Genomic DNA, 18,208 nt, shown 5'->3' with positions numbered 1-18,208 from the left:
GGGCTTACTCCGCCTTGGCAGCAGCCTGGCGAGCAGCCTTGGCCTGCGCAGCGGCGGCCAGATCTTCCTTGATGCGGGCAGCCTTGCCTTCCAGACCACGCAGGTAGTACAGCTTACCGGCGCGCACCTTACCGCGACGCTTCACTTCGACCGAGTCGATGATGGCGCTGTGGGTCTGGAACACGCGCTCCACGCCAAAGCCATGCGAGATCTTGCGCACGGTGAAGGAGGAGTTCAGGCCGGCATTCTTGGTACCGATCACCACGCCCTCATAGGCCTGCACGCGCTCGCGGTTGCCTTCCTTTACCTTGACGTTCACCACAACGGTGTCGCCCTGGTTGAATTCCGGCAGCTTGCGCTGGATCTGGGCGGCTTCGAAGTCAGCCAGGATGGTCTTGTTGAGTTTGCTCATGGTGGGCACCGCGTGTCTGGTGATATTGGACCGGCAGTCGCCGCACGGCGATTGCTCGAGGTTCGTAGGAGGGCCAGACGCAAGGCTGGCCAGCGAGCCGCATATTGTACCCCAATCAATCTTGCAAGAGCTAGGGGTGAGCCATTATTTCTCGTCGTCCGGGGCGAGTTCGCGGCGAAACTCGTCCAGCAGACGGCGATCGTTCTTCTCCAGCCCCGCCTCGTCGAGCAGGTCCGGACGACGCAGCCAGGTCCGGCCCAGCGATTGCTTCCGGCGCCAGCGCGCAATTGCCGCATGGTTGCCCGACCGCAGCACATCGGGCACATCGCCCCATGCGTGGGTCGCCGGATGGCTGTAATGCGGACAATCGAGCAGGCCCTGCGGGCCTTCGAAACTGTCCTGGGCGGCAGATTCGGCGTCGTTCAATACGCCGTCCTGCAACCGCGCCACCACGTCCACCAGCACTGCGGCACCTAGTTCACCGCCGGACAAGACGTAATCGCCGATGGAGATTTCCATATCCACCGCCTGCGCCAAAAAGCGCTCGTCCACGCCTTCATAGCGACCGCACAACAACATCAGGCGCGGCAACTGCGCCAACTCGCGTGCGAGCGCCTGCGTGAGCGGACGCCCCTGCGGGCTGAGGTAGATCACGGGCGCTGGCCGCGCGTCTGCGGCCTGCACCGCGCCCAGACAGGCCCGCAACGGCTCGATCAACATCACCATGCCGGGCCCGCCACCGAACGGACGGTCGTCCACGCGGCGATAGTTGCCCTGCGCATGCTCGCGCGGATTCCAGCCGTGCAATTCCAGCAAGCCGCGCTCCTGCGCCCGCCCGACCACGCCGAACGCCGCGCATTGCGCGATGAACTCGGGGAACAGGCTGATGACGTCGATGCGCACTGGCAGGGATTCGGGAATCGGCAATGGGTAAGGCAAGAGCGAAGCGGATGGCTTCGATCAGAAATCCGGATCCCAGTCCACCACGATCAAGTTGGCTTCGAAATCCACCGACTTGACGAAATCCGGGAACACGAACGGAATCATGCGCTCACGATCGCCACGCACCACCACCACGTCGTTGGAGCCGGTGGAGAACAGGTGCGACACCGTGCCCAGCTTGACGCCTTCGACGGTTTCCACCTGCAATTCTTCCAGATCCACCCAGTAATATTCGTCGGGCTTGGGCGGCGGCAAGGCACTGCGCGCGACGTAGATTTCAGTCCCGTGCATGGCTTCGACCGTGTCACGGTCGGTGACGCCAGGGAACACCGCAATCAGATTCTTGCCCTGATCGCGCCCACGCACGCCGCTGACCACCGACTCCTGTCCGGACGGCGCGCGCACGATCCACGGCTGATACCGGAAGATGGCGGTCCGTGGCTCGGTCCAGGATTCGAGCTTCAGCTCGCCCTTGACACCAAAAGCGCCGACAATCCTGCCTAACAGGATGCGGCGCTCGGTCTGCTTCATCTGCGTCGACTCTGGGCCAGGTGGCGACACCCGGCCCTCAAGTTCAGGCCGCAGCGGCCTGAGACTTGGCTTCGCGATACAGGTTACGCACCTTGTCGGTCAGCTGCGCACCGTTGCCGACCCAATGGTCGACGCGTGCGACGTCCAGCACGATGCGCGGTTCTGCACCCTGGGCAACCGGGTTGTAGTAACCCAGGCGCTCGATGTTGCGGCCGTCGCGCGCGCTGCGCACGTCGGTCACGATGATGTGGTAGAACGGACGCTTCTTGGCGCCGCCGCGGGTCAGTCGGATCTTGACCATGGTGTTGTTTTCCTAGTTGCCCAGTCGCCAGAGTGGCGCGGTAAGCCGGCGATTATAGCGGGCTCCGGCGGCGAAGCCAAGCCGCCCCTGAATCGCTCAGATCGCTTGCCAGGCCTGGGTTTGCAGGGCCCGCTCCAAAACCGCCAGCTGGGCGGCGCCGTCCGGCCACTGCACAGACCCGACCGCCGCCAACGCTTGTTGCCCGCGCGCATTGCAGCTGAAGCCGCCATCGAATGCGTGGAGCTCGCCCAGCGCGACCGGGCGCGTGTCCTGCTCGATGCCAAGCGCCTGCAGCCCGGCCTGCAGCAGACGCTGCCGGGTGCCGGGCAAGGCCGGCCCCTGTGGCCACACGACCCTGCCCTGCTGCCACAGGCCCAGATTCCAGAATGCACCCTCCACGAGCCGGCCTTGCGGATCGATCAGCAGCGCATCGTCGAACCCGGCAAGCAGTGCCTGACGGCGCAGCTGCAGCAGCGCAAAGGTGCCGACGTGCTTGCACAGCGGCTGCTCGCGCACGTAATTGGCCGGCTGCACGCGCACAGCGGTGGCGGGCGTCTGCGCGGCGGGCGAGAGCGCGATCAACACATCCAGTGCGACGGCGCGCGCTGGATCGCGCAGGTCGAAATCCTGCGAAAACACCGTGATGCGCACGCTCGCATCGGTGCTGCCGGCACCCGACAACGCAATGCGCAACTGCGCGCAAATGGCGTCAATATCGACGGCAGCACCAAACAAGGCTGCGCTGTCGTGCTGCAGACGCTGCAGATGCAGGTCCAGCCCAAGCGCAGCGTTGTCGCGCACCTGCAGCGTGGTGAAGTGGCCGTAATTGTTCAACGCCGCAGCACTGAGCTGCTGCGCGGTGGCGGCTACGCCATTGCAGAAGATCAACGGCACAGCAGCGCTTGCGCCTGTTCCCACCACTGCGTCACGACGTGCGCAGCAGGTTGCGCAGGCGCCATCCAGGCCGATTGGCCGGCCCAGGCCTGCATTGCATCCAGACGATTGTCGCGCGCGGCCGCCTGGCGCATCGGTGCGGTGAGCCCGCGCTGCACCGGGTATGGCGCAGGTGGTGGTGCGTCTGCAGCGTTTGCTGCACTGACATACGGTGTGGCCAGCGCGCGCCCCAACCGACCCGAGAATGCGCGGGTTGGCTGGGTGTGCTCCGGCTCTGCCTGAGATAACGCGTCGGCCCAGGCGCTCGGCAATGCAGCTTCGGGGGTGCGTAGCAGACCGGTGCCGATCTGCACCGCGCTTGCGCCCAACGTCAGCGCCGCCGCAATGCCGCGCGCATCGGCGATACCGCCGGCCGCGATGATCGGGATATCGAGACGATCGACCAGGCGCGGCAACAGCGCCAATAGTCCGGTCATCTGCTGCGCGGCGCGGCCGGCCTCGAACGCACCGCGATGACCACCGGCTTCGGCCCCTTGCGCAACCACTGCATCGGCACCTGCTGCCTGCGCCGCAAGGGCTTCGTCCAATGTGGTGGCGCAGGCGAACCAGGCGATCCCGGCATTCTTGAGACGTGCCACCTGATCGGGCCGAAAGATACCCATGATCGATGAGGCAACTGCTGGCCGCGCGGCGAGCAAGGCGTCCAATTGCGCGTCGAAATCGGCAGGTGTCGCGTCGCCCGCTGTCTCCGGCACCGGGGGCCCCCACTGCGCAAGAAACGCGCGCAGCCGCGCTTCGGTCGCCGCATCGCGCGCAGGTGCCGGGTCGGGAATCCATAGATTGACCTGCGCAGGCCCTGCGCTGGCCACACCGAATGCGGCCATCCACGCCACGATGTCGTGCGGCTGCGATAACACGGCCCCCATCGCGCCCATGCCCCCGGCGTTGGCGACCGCCGCCGACAATGGCACCGGGCAGGCGCCGGCCATGGGGCTGAGCAGGATCGGCAAGCGCAGCCCAAAGCGCTGCTGAAAGGCATCGACGTTGGAAAACCTGGTCATCAATCACTTCGCGCACCATGAGATGCCACATGGTAACCGCGACGCAGGGACGCCGATGCCGGCACAGGCACGAGCACCTGCGGCGCCCGGCTGATGGCTGCGTAGCAGATGTTCTCTGCGCATGCGCCGGTATCGGCATGCTTGCCGGTATGACTCTTCGACCCAGACAGTCTCCGACGCGAAGTACGCCGGCGCTGCGGACGCTATAGAGAAGCGCGCCACAAGCACTGATCGATAAACGCCGAAGCCGGTTGGGGGCACCGCGCCGGCGGCTCGCATAGCGCAAGCCAGGCAGCAATCGCCATCGGCACGACAGGTACGCTGCGTGCAGCTGGCCGGTGTTGCGCTCGCCACGCATGTTCCGGCTCCGGCCCACTTCTTCCTAAGACAGCACGTCCACGATGTGGCGGCGCCACTTGGGCACGGCGACATGGCGCACGGCTTGCTGGAGGCCGCGTTAGGTTGTTGTGTCGAGCTGCAGCAGGCGAGCGATCGCCTGCGCGGTACTGGTGGCGTCGCCCACGTCTTCAGCGGCGAACAATGCCGCTCGCACGCCTGCAGTGCGCGAGCAATAGGCGGTCGACACCCGCAACAACCAGTGCGATGCACCGCCAGAGAGCAAGACCTGCCGGAACGACCACCCGCCTCGATGTGGTGTGCCACGCCGGCACAAGGGCCAGCGCAAGATGCATGCACTGCGCGCCTGCGAATGCTTCGCAGCGCGGCGTGCGCAGGTTGCTCAGCGGAACGGCATGCCGCCGCGGCCGCCCATGGCGCCCATCATGCCCTTCATGTTGCGCATCAGGCCCTTCATGCCGCCACCGGCCAGCTTGCCCATCATCTTTTCCATCTGCTGGTACTGCTTCATCAGCTTGTTGACGTCGGCCGGCTGCATGCCCGAGCCGCGGGCAATGCGGGCGCGGCGCGAGCCGTTGAGCAGCGCCGGGTTGCGGCGTTCCTTCTTGGTCATCGAATTGATGATGGCGATCATGCGCGGCACTTCCTTGCCGGTGACCTGCTGCTTGACGTTGTCCGGGATCTGGCCCATGCCCGGCAGCTTGTCCATCAGCCCATGGATGCCGCCCATGTTCTGCATCTGCTCGAGCTGTTCCTTCATGTCGTTGAGGTCGAACTTCTTGCCCTTGGCGACCTTGGCGGCCAGCTTGGCGGCCTTTTCCTGGTCGACGCTGTGCTCGACCTGCTCCACCAGCGACAGCACGTCGCCCATGTCCAGGATGCGGCTGGCGACGCGATCGGGATGGAACACGTCCAGGCCATCGGTCTTTTCGCCGGTACCAACGAACTTGATCGGCTTGCCGGTGATGTAGCGCACGCTCAGTGCCGCGCCGCCGCGGGCATCGCCGTCGGTCTTGGTCAGCACCACGCCGGTCAGCGGCAGCGCCTCGCCGAAGGCCTTGGCGGTGTTGGCCGCGTCCTGGCCGGTCATCGCATCGACCACGAACAGGGTTTCGGTGGGGTTGACCGCGGCATGCAGCGCCTTGATCTCGTCCATCATCGCCTGATCGATCGCCAGGCGGCCGGCGGTGTCGACCAGCAGCACGTCGACGAAGGACTTGCGCGCATCGCTGATGGCAGCACGCACGATGTCGACCGGCTTCTGCGACGCATCGGAGGCGAAGAACAGCACCCCGACCTGGTCGGCCAGGGTCTTGAGCTGCTCGATCGCGGCCGGGCGGTAGACGTCGGCCGAAACCACCATGACCTTCTTCTTGCGCTTTTCCTTCAGGTGCTTGGCGAGCTTGCCGACCGTGGTGGTCTTGCCGGCGCCCTGCAAACCGGCCATCAGCACAATCGCCGGTGCCGGCACGTTGAGATTGAGGTCGGTGGCGGCCGCGCCCATCACGGCGGTGAGCTCGTCGCGCACCACCTTGATCAGCGCCTGGCCCGGGGTCAACGACTTGAGCACTTCCTGGCCCACTGCGCGCACCTTGATGCGCTCGATCAACGCCTGCACCACCGGCAGCGCGACGTCGGCCTCCAGCAGCGCGATACGCACTTCGCGGGTGGCTTCGCGGATGTTCTCCTCGGTCAGGCGGCCGCGGCCGCGCAGGCGCTCCATGGTGCCGGAGAGACGTTGGGTAAGGGACTCGAACATGCGCACAGGACCGCAGAGGGGAAACGGGTGCCGATTATAGCGGCACCGGCTGGCGGCCTGCCCCGGCCTGCATGGGCCCGGCAAGGTGCCCGGTGAGGAACTCTTCGACCGTGCTGCGAGGCGGGCAATCAGCCGGGACCGAACCGGGACGCGCAGGAACGGCAGCAAGGCCGGCGAAAGCCGCGCTCCTGCGTGCCAGGCGCACCCTGCTTCACCAGGCGCTCCCTCGCGACGAGAGACCGCCCGCCAGCAAAACCCAAGCGACCCACGGCCCAGGCCTCCCCGATTCCCGATTCCCGATTCCCCCATCCCCAATCCCGGCCCCACCATGCGAAACTTCCACGATGACAATCGTTCTCATCGCGTTCGCCCTATACCTGCTGGCCACGGCGCTGCTCACCCGGGCAGTGTTGCGCGATGGCAACCAATCGCCTGCGCGCTGGCTGGCGCCCGCACTGGCTGCAGTGGCGTTGCACGCCGGTTACCACGTGCTGGTGGCCGTGCGCACCGCCGGCGGGCCGGACATGCATTTCTTCGCGGCACTGTCGTTGTGCGGGCTGGGCATGGCTGCGCTGACGGCGGTGTTCGGCGGCCGCGGGCGGATGGCGGCGGTGGGCGTGGTGGTGTTCCCGCTGTCGGCGATCCTGCTGGCCAGCTACCACGCCTACGGCCACGAACCCAGCTCGGATCTGGGCTGGCGACTGGAATTGCACGCGTGGCTGGCCTTGCTGGCCTACGCCACGCTGGGCATCGCGGCGCTGCTGGCAATCATGCTGTGGCTGCAGGAACGCGCGTTGCGGCGGCGCGATTTCCATAGCTGGCTGCGCGCACTGCCACCGCTGACCGAGCTGGAAACGCTGCTGTTCCGCACGATTACGGTGGGCTTTGTGCTGTTGAGCCTGACCCTGCTGACCGGGCTGTTGTTCGTGCAGGACTTCCTGGCGCAGCGGCTGTTGCAAAAGACCGTGCTGAGCATCCTGTCGTGGATCGTGTTCGGTGCGCTGCTGATCGGCCGCTGGCGCAACGGCTGGCGCGGCACCAAGGCGGTGCACTGGACGCTGACCGCGATGGTGCTGCTGGTGCTGTCGTTCTTCGGCAGCAAGTTCGTCATCGAGCTGGTGCTGGGGCCGCGTTGAGCGCGGTTGGCCTAGCCAGCGTCTCAGATTCGAAATCGAGTACGGCGAACTGCGATCGCGTTGATCGCGCACATCCTGGCTGGTGCGCCGACCGCGCGCGCATGGATCGATCTTGTGCGGCGCGCTACGGGTATCGGCCACGCCAGGTCGTTGGCAACCAGGCTTACGGCAACTGAAGGATGCGCACTGTCAGAACTGACGCTGCGATCAGCGGCGCCGGGTCGCTCCCGCACGACGCAGCCCAGCTAACTCCTCAGCGCTGAAATCAAATCTCTCACGCATCCAGCGCGGCGCGTACAGCATCCCACGGCTGGTCCGGCCCAGCATCGGCAAAGCGATAGCTGATACTGCGGCGGTAGGTCTGGCCCGGCCGCAGGATGGTCGACGGGAAGTTGGGATGGTTGGGGGCGTCCGGATAGTCCTGCGGCTCCAGGCAGACGCCACGCCCCAGTCCGGGATGGTGGGCGTCCAGATGCTGGCCTTCGTACACCTGCACCGCCGGGGCATCGCTGCCGATGCGCAGTGCCACCCCGCTGTGGGGGGAGTACAGCTCGGCAACGCAGTCCGCGTCGGCGGCCAGCACCAGACACTGGTCATAGCCCTTGCCGAGGACGATCTGCGGATTTGCCGGGTCGGTGTTGTCGGCCAGCGCGGCAGGCTGGCGGAAATCGAATGGGGTACCGGTCACCGATGCGATCTGGCCCGTGGGGATCGACTCGGCATCCACCGGCAGGTAGCGATCGGCAGGCACGCGCAGCACCTGCGCTGCGGCACGCAGCTGCGGGTCGCCGGACAGGTTGAAATACGGGTGATGGGTGAGGTTCAACGCAGTCGCGGCATCGCAGTGCGCTTCGAAGTCCAGCTGCAGGCTCCACCCGTGAAGCTGCAGGCGCGCACGCACCTGCAGATTGCCGGGGTAGCCCTCTTCGCCATCGGGCGAGTCGTAGCCCAGCAGCACCTGGTCCGGCGCCTGCTCCAGCACGCTCCACACCCGTCGCCCGAAACCGCGCAGCCCGCCGTGCAGTTGGTTACGCCCTTCATTGGCGGCCAGCATGTGGGTGACGCCTTCCAGGGTGTAACGCGCACCGGCGATGCGGTTGCCGAAGCGGCCCACCAGAATGTTGAGGCTGTCGCCATCGGCAGCATAGGCGGGTAGATCCGGCAGGTTCAGCACCAGCGGCACCACACCCTGAGCGGTCGTCAACTGCAGCGTATGCAGGATGCCGCCATAGGTGAGCACCTCCGCCTGCAGACCAGCCTCGCTGCGTAACGTGAGTGCGTGGATCTCGACACCGTCTGGCAACTGCCCGAACACTCGCTGCATGGATCGTCCTGCCGATGAGATAGCCCGCGAGCATAGCCGCATGCGGTGGCTGCCGACCATGCTGCTGCGCACATCCTGGCCGGCGAGACGATTGCGGCGGCGAAGCGACTGCCGCGCTCGCCTGCAGTGCTCGCGCTGCAGCAATACAAAGAACGGCCACCGGCACTACGCTAGCCGCGCGCTTCCCATCGCAGCAGCACCCAACCGACCATCGACCAGCACAGGAGCACCGACCCGATGCAGTGGATTCCCCCCGCATTGCAGGCATCGCGCAGGCAGCTGTTGAACGCCGTTTTCGTCGCCGCCTCGCTCGCCAGCGTGCCGGCCGCCTTCGCTGCCGAGGTCAAGGTCAGCGGCACCTTGCGCGTGGACCAGCCCGGCGCGCAGGTGTCGCGGCAACTGTTCGGCCAATTCGCCGAGCATCTGGGCACCGGCATCTATGGTGGCGTGTGGGTGGGCGAGCAGTCGCCGATTCCCAATACGCGCGGCTATCGCAACGACGTGGTCGCCGCACTGAAAGCCATCGCCGTGCCCAACATTCGCTGGCCCGGAGGTTGCTTCGCCGACGAGTACCACTGGCGCGATGGCGTCGGCACGCCGGCCAAGCGCCCGATCCGGGTCAACACGCACTGGGGCGGTGTGGAGGAGTCCAACCGTTTCGGCACGCACGAGTTCATGGACTTCACCGAATTGCTCGGCACCCAGGCCTATGTCGCCGGCAACGTGGGCGATGCTGCGCCGGAGGAGATTGCGCAGTGGAGCGAGTACATGACCGCGCCGACACGCTCGAGCCTGGCCAATGAGCGCCGCGCCAATGGCCGCGATGCGCCCTGGCAGGTCCCCTACTTCGGCGTGGGCAACGAGCTGTGGGGCTGCGGCGGCAACATGCGCGTGGAATACGCAGCCGATGTGTTTCGCCGCTACCAGACCTTCGTCAAGTCGCCGGCCAACCAGAAGATTCTCAAGATCGCGCCTGGCCCAAGCGACGACGACTATCACTGGACCGAGGTGATGATGCGCGAGGCCACCAAGTTCATGGATGGGCTGAGCATGCATTACTACACCATTCCCGGTGGCTGGCCGCCGCGCGCGTCTTCGACCACGTTCGACGAAGCCGGGTGGATCCAGACATTGTCGCGCACGTTGGTGATGGACGAGCTGATCACCAAGCACAGCGCGATCATGGACAAGTACGACCCGGCCAAGAAAGTGGCCCTGGTCGTGGACGAATGGGGCACCTGGTATGCGCCATTGCCCGGCACCAACCCCGGTTTCCTGCAGCAGCAAAACAGCCTGCGCGACGCGCTGGTGGCCTCCCTCAACTTCGACATCTTCAGCCGGCATGCCGAGCGCGTGCGCATGGCCAACATCGCGCAGATGGTCAATGTGCTGCAGGCGATGATCCTCACCGATGGCGACAAGATGGTGCTGACGCCGACCTATCACGTGTTTGCGCTCTACAAGCCCTACCAGGACGCCACGCACCTGCCATTGCAATTGCAGACACCGCAGTACCGTCATGGCGACACGCAGGTGCCGGCAGTGCACGGCTCGGCGGTGAAGGCGAAAGATGGCCATGTGTATCTCGCACTTACCAATCTGGACGCGACCGCAGCGGCGACTGTAAGCGTGCAGGTGGAAGGGCTGCCGCTACGTGCGGTGGAGGGACAGATCCTGACCGCACCGGCGATCACCACGTACAACACCTATGCGCAGCCAACGGCCGTTGCGCCGGCGGCATTCAAGGGCGCACGTGTCCAAGGCAAGGCAGTGAACGTGGCGCTGCCGGCGCATTCGATCGTGATGCTCAAGCTGCAATAGCGATCGGATGCAATGCGCAGGGCTGCCCAGACGCATGACGTGTCGGGCACTGCCGGCCGTGTGGACGCCGCGTTGCCGCGTGCGGGCGCGCCTTCGAAAGGGGCGCGATCGTTGCATTACCGATGTACTTGGTGGTCACGTCGCCGTGCCGGCGTGACACTCCGGATTGAAGGCGCCATCGACGAGGCGACTAGCAGCGCCGTCGATGCCGCACGCCCGGTCGACGTTTACGCGCTGGCCGGGGTGCTCTTGAGCATGTCGATGAGCTGGCGCAGGCGGTAGGGTTTGGGCAGGAAATCGACCTGGGCCGGCAACGGCGGCAACTGCGCCTTGGCAAACCCCGAGGCCAGAATCACGCGCGCCTGCGGCAGCAGTTGCGCCACCTGCTCGCTCAGTTCAATGCCCGACATGCCGTTGGGCATGCGGATATCACTGAACACCACATCGTACGGGCCGCTGTCGCGCACCATGCGCAATGCGCTGTGACCATCATCGGCGGTGTCGACGCTGATGCCGGCATCGCGCAGCGCTTCGCCGATCAATTCGCGCAGTTCTTCTTGGTCTTCCACCATCAGCAGGCGAAGGGATTCAGTCATGCTCGGCCTCCTCGACGGCCGGAAGAAACACGGTGACGGTGGTGCCGCGTCCAGGTGCGGTCTCAAGCTCGACAAAGCCACCGGACTGGGATGCGAAGCCATAGACCTGGCTCAAGCCCAGGCCAGAGCCCTTGCCGACATCTTTGGTGGTGAAAAATGGTTCGCTGGCGCGTTGTGCAACGTGCGCGGACATCCCCGGACCGTCGTCGCGTACCGCAAGGGCCACGTACGGGCGACTTGCACCTTGTGGGCCTGACGGTTCGGATCGTTGCGCAGCAAAAGTGAGCAACACGATGCCGCCGCCAGCGGGCATCGCATCGCAACTGTTGAAGACCAGGTTGAGCAGCGCCGCCTCCAGCTGACCAGGGTCCACGCGCACATGCGGCAGTGCGTCGGCAAACTGCAACGACAAGCTCACACCCGGTGGGCAGGCACGCCGCAACAGTTCCAACGAACGGGTCACGACGTCGTTGACGGGGTGGCGCTCGGGGTTCAGCTGTTGCCCGCGCGCGAACGCGAGCAGTTGCCGCGTCAACAAGGTGCCGCGATCCACCGCCGTTTGCGCCACTTCGATCAGCACGCGGGTGCGCGCGTCATCGCCTGCGCGCAACGCAATCAGATCCAGGCTGGTCACCATCACCGTGAGCAGGTTGTTGAAATCGTGGGCCATGCCCAGCGTCAACCGGCCCAAGGCTTCGACCTTCTGCGATTGCAGCAACGCCTGCTGCGCCTGTTGCAGCAGCTGCTGGGCTTCATGGCGCTCGGTCAGGTCGCGGGTGATTTTTGCAAATCCCACCAATACGCCGAATTCGAGCACCGGTTCGATGACCACGCTGGCCCAGAATCGGCTGCCGTCCTTGCGCAGGCGCCAACCTTCGGCAGCGAAGCGCCCTTCCCGCTTGGCGATTTCCAGATTGCGACCGGGTTCGTCGCGTTGCGCATCCTCGGGCAGGTAGAACCGCGAGAAATGCGTGCCTAAGACCTCGCTTGCGCTGTAGCCCTTGATGCGCTCACCGCCGGGATTCCAGCTGCGAATATGCCCACCGATATCGAGCATGTAGATCGCGTAATCGGACACGCTCTGTACCAACAGCTGACACTGCCGGCTGTCGTAAGAAAGCGGCCCTGCGCTGTCGATGGCCGTTTCCGCATCCATCGCGCGATGATTCTCCGGAAAAGCGCGGGACCATATTGATAGCGGCGTGAAGGCTGCGTGCAAGCTAACCCGGCAGCAAAAAGCGTCAAATTTCCGGCGATTTGTACGTGAAAGTTATCGGCTACCATGACCGCCCTCCCAGTTCGGTCCACGCACCTTATGCAAACCATCTCGACCACACGCGACCGCTGGATTTGGGTCATCGCGGGGGCCTTGATGGCTGCAACGCTGGGCATGGAGCTGGTGACCCCGCTCGGTTATGCGGTGTGGCTGACCTACTTCGTGGCAGTGGGCGTGACGGTGTTTCAGAACCGGCCGCAGGTGCCGCTCGTCGTGGGCGTGCTGTCGTGTGTCTTGCTGGCGATTGGTTTCCAGCTCGCGCCACCAAGTACCAATTCCAGTTTTTCCTCGGTCAATCGCAGCATTGGCGGCGTGTCGTTCCTGGCAATGGCATTGGTGGTGATGCAGGCGATCCGCGCACGCCGGCAAGCCGAATTCGCACTGTGGCTGCAGCAGGCAGAAAACACGGTCGAGGCCAGTTTGCGCGGCGATCAGGCACCGCAGGAGCTGGCCGACGCCGCGGTGCGCGCACTATGCCAGACACTGGATGCGCAGGTCGGCGCGCTGTATCGCATCGAGGGCGACCGTCTGCGACTCACCGGTGGTGCGGCGTTGCCGCCCGATCTGCCGCAGACCCTGCCAACCGCTGCCGGCCAGCTCGGCGAAGTGTTGAAACATGGCACGGTGCGTCGCATCCGCGGCATGGACGCCGGGCATCTGCAGATTGCCTCCGGGCTTGGTCAGAGCAACTGCCAGGAGTTGCTGCTGGCGCCGATCACCGCCGACGACCGGGTGATCGGCATCATCGAACTCGGGCGCGTGACCGACCCACGCACCGCCGGCTCGCGCGAAGACGAACTGCTGGCACGCTGCGGCGAGAACATCGGCCTGGCACTGCGCACCGCATTGCTGCGCGCGCAACTGGTGGCCTTGCTGGAAGAAACCCAGCGCCAGAGCGAGGAACTGCAGACCCAGCAGGAAGAGCTGCGCGTGGCCAACGAGGAACTCGAAGAACAGAGCCGCAGCCTGCAGCAATCGCAAAGCGACCTGGAAGTGCAGCAGGCAGAACTGGAACAGACCAACGTGCAGCTGGAAGAGCGCACGCAGGCGCTTGAGGCGCAAAAGCAGGCCTTGTTAATCGCGCAGAATCAGCTGGTGCGCAACAGCAACGAGTTGTCTGCCGCCTCGCGCTACAAGTCAGAATTCCTGGCCAACATGTCGCACGAGTTGCGCACGCCGCTCAACAGCGCCTTGATCCTGGCCAAGCTGCTGGCCGACAACAAGGACGGCACGCTCAGCGCCGAGCAGGTGAAGTATGCGCAGGCGATCCTGTCGTCCAACAACGACCTGCTGGCACTGATCAACGACATCCTGGATCTGTCCAAGATCGAAGCCGGACACGTGGAGTTGGCCGACGAAATGGTCGTCACCGGATCGGTGCTGCAGCGCCTGCGCGAAACCTTCGAACCGTTGGCGCGGCAGAAGGGCCTGGCATTGGAGATCGCGGCAGCTGCCGGCGCGCCGGCACAGTTGGTCGTGGACAACCAGCGGCTGCAGCAGATCCTGAAGAACCTGCTGGCCAACGCCATCAAGTTCACCGAACACGGCAAGGTCAGCTTGACCGTCCAGGCGCATGCGCCTGGCCGTGTGCGCTTTGCGGTGACCGATACCGGCATCGGCATCGCGCGCGAACAGAGCGAGGTGATCTTCGAAGCGTTCCGTCAGGCCGATGGCAGCACGCGCCGCCGTTATGGCGGTACCGGGTTGGGTCTGTCGATTTCGCGCGACCTGGCGCAACGCATGGGCGGCAGCATCAGTGTGGACAGCGAGCCCGGGCGCGGCAGCTGCTTTACGCTGGAATTGCCGACCGATGGCGCACCTGCGGAAGTGCTTGGCCCTGCCGATGCAGCTGCGAACCCCGTGGTAGCCGCAGTCCCGGCCTCTGGAGCCCACGTGCAACAACGCAACGGCAGCGCGCTGGGTGCGCAATCCGGCGCATCCGGTGGTGCCGTGGCCCACACGATGCCGGTGCCGATCGCATCGCCCAATGCTGCACCGATCCAGCGAGCCGACGACGATCGCGACCAACGCAGCCGCCCCGGCCGGCTAATCCTGGCGGTGGAAGACGACACCCGCTTTGCGCAAGCGCTGGTGGAACTGGCCCACGAACTGGACTTCGATTGCGTGGTGGCCCCCAACGCAGAAGAGGCCCTGCGCCTAGCCGCCGAGCTGCGCCCCAGCGGCATCCTGCTCGACATCGGCTTGCCGGATGCCTCCGGCCTGAGCGTGCTCGAACGCCTCAAGCGCGATCCGGCCACACGCCACGTACCGGTCCACGTGGTGTCGGCGTTGGAACGCAGCCAGATTGCGCTGGAGCTTGGTGCGGTCGGCTACCTGATCAAGCCCGCCACGCGCGAATTGCTGGCCGGGGCGATCCGCCAGCTGGAAGAAACCAACGCACGCGCAGTACGTCGTTTGCTGATCGTCGAAGACGACAGCGCATTGCGCGCGAACCTGCAACTGCTGCTGGCGCGCGACCAGCTGGACATCGTCGCGGTCGGCAGCATTGCCGAGGCGATGGACCAGCTGGCAGGCTCGACATTCGATTGCATGGTCACCGATCTGGCCTTGCCCGACGGCAGCGGCTACGACCTGCTCGAACGCATGGCCGGCAACGATGCGGTCGCCTTTCCGCCCGTGATCGTCTACACCGGGCGCGCGCTGACCCGCGACGAAGAGCAGGGCCTGCGCCGGTATTCCAAGAGCATCATCATCAAGGGCGTGCGCTCGCCGGAACGCCTGCTCGACGAGGTGACGCTGTTCCTGCACAGCGTGGAAGCCTCGCTGCCCAGCGATCAGCAGCGCCTGCTGCGCGAAGCACGCCGCCGCGACGCGGTGCTGGACGGCGCCACCGCGTTGCTGGCCGAAGACGATGTGCGCAACATCTTCGCGCTCTCCAGCGTGCTCGAACCGCTGGGCGTCACGCTGCAGATCGCACGCAATGGCCGCGAGGCGCTGGAGCACCTGGCCAAGCACGAAGTGGACCTGGTCCTGATGGACATCATGATGCCGGAGATGGATGGCATCACCGCGATGCGGCAGATCCGAGCAAACCGTCAATGGCAGGATCTGCCCATCATCGCGCTGACCGCCAAGGCCATGGCCGACGACCGCGAACGTTGCCTGGAAGCCGGCGCTAACGACTACATCGCCAAGCCCATCGACGTGGACAAGCTGGTCTCGCTGTGCCGCGTCTGGTGCTCGCGGCAATGAACCCGGTGGAGCTGTTCGACCTGGAACTGCGCGTGCTGCTGGAAGCGGTCTTCCAGCGCTATCACTACGACTTCCGCGACTATGCGGTGTCGTCGTTGCGGCGGCGCATGCGCCACGCGATGGCGCGTTTCGACTGCGTGCGCGTGGCCGATCTGCAGCACCGTCTGCTGCACGAGCCGGACATCTTTGCGCAGGCGATGCAGTTCTTCACCGTGCAGGTCTCGGAAATGTTCCGCGACCCGGCGTATTTCCGCGTCCTGCGCGAGCATGCGGTGCCGTTATTGCGTACCTATCCCTCGATCAAGCTCTGGGTGGCAGGTTGCAGTACCGGTGAAGAAGTCTGGTCCCTGGCCATCCTGCTGCACGAAGAAGGCCTGCTGGAAAAGGCGGTGATCTACGCCACCGACATCAACCCCGAAGCGCTGGGCATGGCCGAAGCCGGCGCCTATGGGATCGATCGTATTGCGCAGTTCAGCCGCAATTATCTGGACGCCGGTGGCCGCACCTCGCTGTCGGACTACTACACCACCGCTTACGACGGTGCGGTGTTCGACCGCCGCCTGAAACGCAATATCGTGTTCGCCGATCACAGCCTGGCCACCGACACGGTGTTTTCCGAAGTCCACTTGGTGTCGTGCCGCAACGTGCTGATCTATTTCAACCGCAGCTTGCAGGATCGCGCGGTGGGGCTGTTCTACGACGCATTGGTGCATCGCGGATTTCTCGGCTTGGGCAGCAAGGAGTCGCTGCAGTTCGGCGCGCATGCGCAGGCCTTCGAAGCCTGCGCGCGCGAGCAGCGGCTGTATCGGAAGGCCGCATGAGCCGCGCATCTGCAGCCCAGCATTTCGATGCGATCGTGATCGGTGCCTCCGCCGGCGGGGTGATGGCCCTGCAGGCGTTGTTGTCCGGGCTGCCGGCAGATCTGCCGATGCCGGTGCTGGTCGTGCTGCATCTGCCGCGCGACCGCCCCAGTCATATCGCCGAGCTGCTGGATGCGCGCTGCGCGTTGCCGGTGCGCGAGGCCGACGACAAGCAACCGCTGCTGCCCAGCACCGTCACCATCGCCCCGCCCGACTACCACCTGCTGGTGGAAACCCGCGACAGCCTGGCGTTGTCGATGGATGCGCCGGTGTTGTTTTCGCGCCCGGCGATCGACCTGCTGTTCGAATCGGCTGCCGATGTCTTCGGCGAACGCCTGCTGGCGATCCTGCTCACCGGTGCCAGCAGCGACGGCAGCGCCGGGGTGGCTGCGGTGCGTTCGGTGGGCGGTACCGCCTGGATCCAGCGCCCGGATGACGCCGCCGCCTCGCTGATGCCCGCCTCTGCTCTCGCCCACGCCGGCGCCGATGCGGTGCTGACCCTGCAAGCCATCTGCACCCGACTGGAAGCTTTTCACGCATGAACCTCACCGCGACCGGCCTGGCTGCAAGCAGCGACGACTCCGAATCGACCAAGATCCTGATCGTGGACGATGTGCCGCAGAATCTGGTGGCCATGGAAGCGCTGCTGCAACGCGACGGCATCCGCGTGCTGTGCGCAGCCTCCGGTGCGCAGGCGCTGGAACTGCTGCTCGAACACGACGTGGCATTGGCACTGCTGGATGTGCACATGCCGGAAATGGACGGCTTTTCGCTGGCGGAACTGATGCGCGGTTCGCAGCGCACCCGGCACGTGCCGATCATTTTCCTGACCGCCTCGCCGAACGATCCGATGCGCGCTTTCCAGGGTTACGAAACCGGCGCCGTGGATTTTCTGCACAAGCCGATCGAGCCGCACGTCATCCTGAGCAAGGTCAACGTGTTCATCGAGTTGTACCAGCAGCGGCGGCTGCTCAAGGCGAGAAATGCCTCGCTCGAACGCGCGCTCACGCTCAACGAAACCATGATGGCCGTGCTCACCCACGATCTGCGCACACCGCTGTCGGTGATCCTGTTGTGCGCCGACAAACTCGGCCTGGATGTCGATGCCGACAGCTCGGCGGCGCGCACGCTGGAACACCTGGAAAACAGCGCGCACCGGATGTCGCGCATGGTCGAGCAATTGCTGGATTTTTCGCGCCTGCGCACCGATGGTTTGCCGATGCAGTTCGGCCCGTGCAACCTTGGCGAGGTGGTGCACAGCGTGGTGGGCGAAGTGGCGCAGGCCAACCCGCACACCACCATCGACCTGCGCACCGAGGGCGACCTGGATGGCGATGGCGATGGCGACCGGTTGGCGCAGGTCGTGTCCAATCTGGTCGGCAATGCCGTCCTGCATGGCGGACGCCATCCGGTGCAGGTGCATCTGGATGGACGCGAACACGACACCCTGCGCCTGTCGGTGCGCAACGCCGGCAGCATTCCCGACAGCCTGATGCCGCGTCTGTTCGAGCCGTTCAAGGCCAGCTTCCATGCCAGCCAGGGATTGGGACTGGGCCTGTTCATCGCCGACCAGTTCGTCAAGGCTCACGGCGGCACGCTGCAGGCGCGCAACGAGGACGGCGACGTGGTCTTCGAAGCACGCCTGCGCCGCCACAACCTGGCCGCCTGACCGCGGCACTTTGCCGGCAACTGCAGTGCCGGTGCGCACGCAGATGTAAGACCAAC

16 protein-coding genes are annotated in these 18,208 nt (G+C 65.4%); 6 read left to right on the top strand and 10 right to left on the bottom strand.

Annotated features, from left to right (window positions below):
- Positions 1 to 4: 4 nt before the first annotated feature.
- The 7 genes from rplS to ffh form a co-directional block, all read right to left on the bottom strand.
- Entirely contained in the window at positions 5 to 412 is a 408-nt protein-coding gene (gene rplS, locus FLG15_RS06260; RefSeq protein ID WP_003484215.1) for a 50S ribosomal protein L19, read from the bottom strand.
- Between the two features lie 144 nt (positions 413 to 556).
- Positions 557 to 1,315, bottom strand: a complete 759-nt coding sequence (gene trmD / locus FLG15_RS06255; RefSeq protein WP_057680058.1) for a tRNA (guanosine(37)-N1)-methyltransferase TrmD — start codon at positions 1,313 to 1,315, stop codon at positions 557 to 559.
- Positions 1,316 to 1,372: 57 nt separating this feature from the next.
- Entirely contained in the window at positions 1,373 to 1,885 is a 513-nt protein-coding gene (gene rimM, locus FLG15_RS06250) for a ribosome maturation factor RimM (RefSeq protein WP_017158014.1), read from the bottom strand.
- 43 nt (positions 1,886 to 1,928) lie between these two features.
- Positions 1,929 to 2,186 (bottom strand): 30S ribosomal protein S16, encoded by a 258-nt coding sequence (rpsP, locus tag FLG15_RS06245; RefSeq protein WP_003484223.1) that lies wholly within the window; start codon positions 2,184 to 2,186, stop codon positions 1,929 to 1,931.
- 96 nt (positions 2,187 to 2,282) lie between these two features.
- Positions 2,283 to 3,080 carry an aminotransferase class IV family protein gene (locus tag FLG15_RS06240; protein ID WP_057680052.1) on the bottom strand — a complete coding sequence of 266 codons (798 nt, stop codon included), beginning with the start codon at positions 3,078 to 3,080 and terminating at the stop codon, positions 2,283 to 2,285.
- Entirely contained in the window at positions 3,071 to 4,141 is a 1,071-nt protein-coding gene (locus tag FLG15_RS06235) for an NAD(P)H-dependent flavin oxidoreductase (RefSeq protein ID WP_057686997.1), read from the bottom strand. Before FLG15_RS06235 ends, FLG15_RS06240 begins: the two co-directional genes overlap by 10 nt.
- A gap of 739 nt (positions 4,142 to 4,880) precedes the next feature.
- On the bottom strand, positions 4,881 to 6,257 hold the full coding sequence (ffh, locus tag FLG15_RS06230; protein WP_017158010.1) for a signal recognition particle protein: 1,377 nt from the start codon (positions 6,255 to 6,257) through the stop codon (positions 4,881 to 4,883).
- Between the two features lie 344 nt (positions 6,258 to 6,601).
- On the opposite strand from ffh, the gene FLG15_RS06225 reads away from it, so the two are divergent.
- A complete protein-coding gene (locus FLG15_RS06225) occupies positions 6,602 to 7,393 on the top strand; it encodes a cytochrome C assembly family protein (protein WP_017158009.1) in 792 nt (263 codons plus the stop codon).
- A 274-nt stretch (positions 7,394 to 7,667) separates the two neighbouring features.
- Here FLG15_RS06225 and FLG15_RS06220 read toward each other — a convergent pair whose 3' ends face one another.
- Complete coding sequence (locus FLG15_RS06220; protein ID WP_150145694.1) at positions 7,668 to 8,717, bottom strand: aldose epimerase family protein; 1,050 nt, start codon at positions 8,715 to 8,717, stop codon at positions 7,668 to 7,670.
- A 237-nt stretch (positions 8,718 to 8,954) separates the two neighbouring features.
- On the opposite strand from FLG15_RS06220, the gene FLG15_RS06215 reads away from it, so the two are divergent.
- Complete coding sequence (locus FLG15_RS06215) at positions 8,955 to 10,538, top strand: alpha-N-arabinofuranosidase (protein ID WP_057680132.1); 1,584 nt, start codon at positions 8,955 to 8,957, stop codon at positions 10,536 to 10,538.
- Between the two features lie 227 nt (positions 10,539 to 10,765).
- On the opposite strand, the gene FLG15_RS06210 is transcribed toward FLG15_RS06215, so the two are convergent.
- Together FLG15_RS06210 and FLG15_RS06205 are read right to left on the bottom strand one after the other, a co-directional pair.
- Positions 10,766 to 11,134, bottom strand: coding sequence for a response regulator (locus FLG15_RS06210; RefSeq protein ID WP_017159693.1), 369 nt, complete (start codon positions 11,132 to 11,134; stop codon positions 10,766 to 10,768).
- Positions 11,127 to 12,290 (bottom strand): two-component system sensor histidine kinase NtrB, encoded by a 1,164-nt coding sequence (locus FLG15_RS06205; RefSeq protein WP_057680131.1) that lies wholly within the window; start codon positions 12,288 to 12,290, stop codon positions 11,127 to 11,129. The genes FLG15_RS06210 and FLG15_RS06205 overlap by 8 nt, the downstream gene beginning before the upstream one ends.
- A 159-nt stretch (positions 12,291 to 12,449) precedes the next feature.
- On the opposite strand from FLG15_RS06205, the gene FLG15_RS06200 reads away from it, so the two are divergent.
- Genes FLG15_RS06200 through FLG15_RS06185 form a run of 4 tightly spaced genes read left to right on the top strand, consistent with a single transcriptional unit; the run spans position 12,450 to position 18,152 of the window.
- A complete protein-coding gene (locus FLG15_RS06200; RefSeq protein ID WP_057686999.1) occupies positions 12,450 to 15,623 on the top strand; it encodes a response regulator in 3,174 nt (1,057 codons plus the stop codon).
- Entirely contained in the window at positions 15,596 to 16,444 is an 849-nt protein-coding gene (locus FLG15_RS06195) for a CheR family methyltransferase (RefSeq protein ID WP_209228155.1), read from the top strand. The genes FLG15_RS06200 and FLG15_RS06195 overlap by 28 nt, the downstream gene beginning before the upstream one ends.
- On the top strand, positions 16,441 to 17,025 hold the full coding sequence (locus tag FLG15_RS06190; RefSeq protein WP_057679870.1) for a chemotaxis protein CheB: 585 nt from the start codon (positions 16,441 to 16,443) through the stop codon (positions 17,023 to 17,025). Before FLG15_RS06195 ends, FLG15_RS06190 begins: the two co-directional genes overlap by 4 nt.
- On the top strand, positions 17,022 to 18,152 hold the full coding sequence (locus tag FLG15_RS06185; protein ID WP_017158000.1) for a hybrid sensor histidine kinase/response regulator: 1,131 nt from the start codon (positions 17,022 to 17,024) through the stop codon (positions 18,150 to 18,152). The genes FLG15_RS06190 and FLG15_RS06185 overlap by 4 nt, the downstream gene beginning before the upstream one ends.
- The last annotated feature ends 56 nt before the right edge of the window (positions 18,153 to 18,208 follow it).

The sequence above is a fragment of the Xanthomonas phaseoli pv. dieffenbachiae genome (assembly GCF_008639345.1).
In the GTDB taxonomy this organism is placed as follows: domain Bacteria; phylum Pseudomonadota; class Gammaproteobacteria; order Xanthomonadales; family Xanthomonadaceae; genus Xanthomonas; species Xanthomonas phaseoli.
The sequence above is the reverse complement of the archived record's forward strand: the minus strand, read 5'-3'. Positions and strand labels throughout refer to the sequence as shown.

Coding starts and splice junctions, on each gene's coding strand:
- rplS (WP_003484215.1), bottom strand. CDS start 412: ATGAGCAAACTCAACAAGACCATCCTGGCTGACTTCGAAGCCGCCCAG.
- rimM (WP_017158014.1), bottom strand. CDS start 1,885: ATGAAGCAGACCGAGCGCCGCATCCTGTTAGGCAGGATTGTCGGCGCT.
- rpsP (WP_003484223.1), bottom strand. CDS start 2,186: ATGGTCAAGATCCGACTGACCCGCGGCGGCGCCAAGAAGCGTCCGTTC.
- FLG15_RS06235 (WP_057686997.1), bottom strand. CDS start 4,141: ATGACCAGGTTTTCCAACGTCGATGCCTTTCAGCAGCGCTTTGGGCTG.
- ffh (WP_017158010.1), bottom strand. CDS start 6,257: ATGTTCGAGTCCCTTACCCAACGTCTCTCCGGCACCATGGAGCGCCTG.
- FLG15_RS06225 (WP_017158009.1), top strand. CDS start 6,602: ATGACAATCGTTCTCATCGCGTTCGCCCTATACCTGCTGGCCACGGCG.
- FLG15_RS06220 (WP_150145694.1), bottom strand. CDS start 8,717: ATGCAGCGAGTGTTCGGGCAGTTGCCAGACGGTGTCGAGATCCACGCA.
- FLG15_RS06215 (WP_057680132.1), top strand. CDS start 8,955: ATGCAGTGGATTCCCCCCGCATTGCAGGCATCGCGCAGGCAGCTGTTG.
- FLG15_RS06210 (WP_017159693.1), bottom strand. CDS start 11,134: ATGACTGAATCCCTTCGCCTGCTGATGGTGGAAGACCAAGAAGAACTG.
- FLG15_RS06205 (WP_057680131.1), bottom strand. CDS start 12,290: ATGGATGCGGAAACGGCCATCGACAGCGCAGGGCCGCTTTCTTACGAC.
- FLG15_RS06200 (WP_057686999.1), top strand. CDS start 12,450: ATGCAAACCATCTCGACCACACGCGACCGCTGGATTTGGGTCATCGCG.
- FLG15_RS06190 (WP_057679870.1), top strand. CDS start 16,441: ATGAGCCGCGCATCTGCAGCCCAGCATTTCGATGCGATCGTGATCGGT.
- FLG15_RS06185 (WP_017158000.1), top strand. CDS start 17,022: ATGAACCTCACCGCGACCGGCCTGGCTGCAAGCAGCGACGACTCCGAA.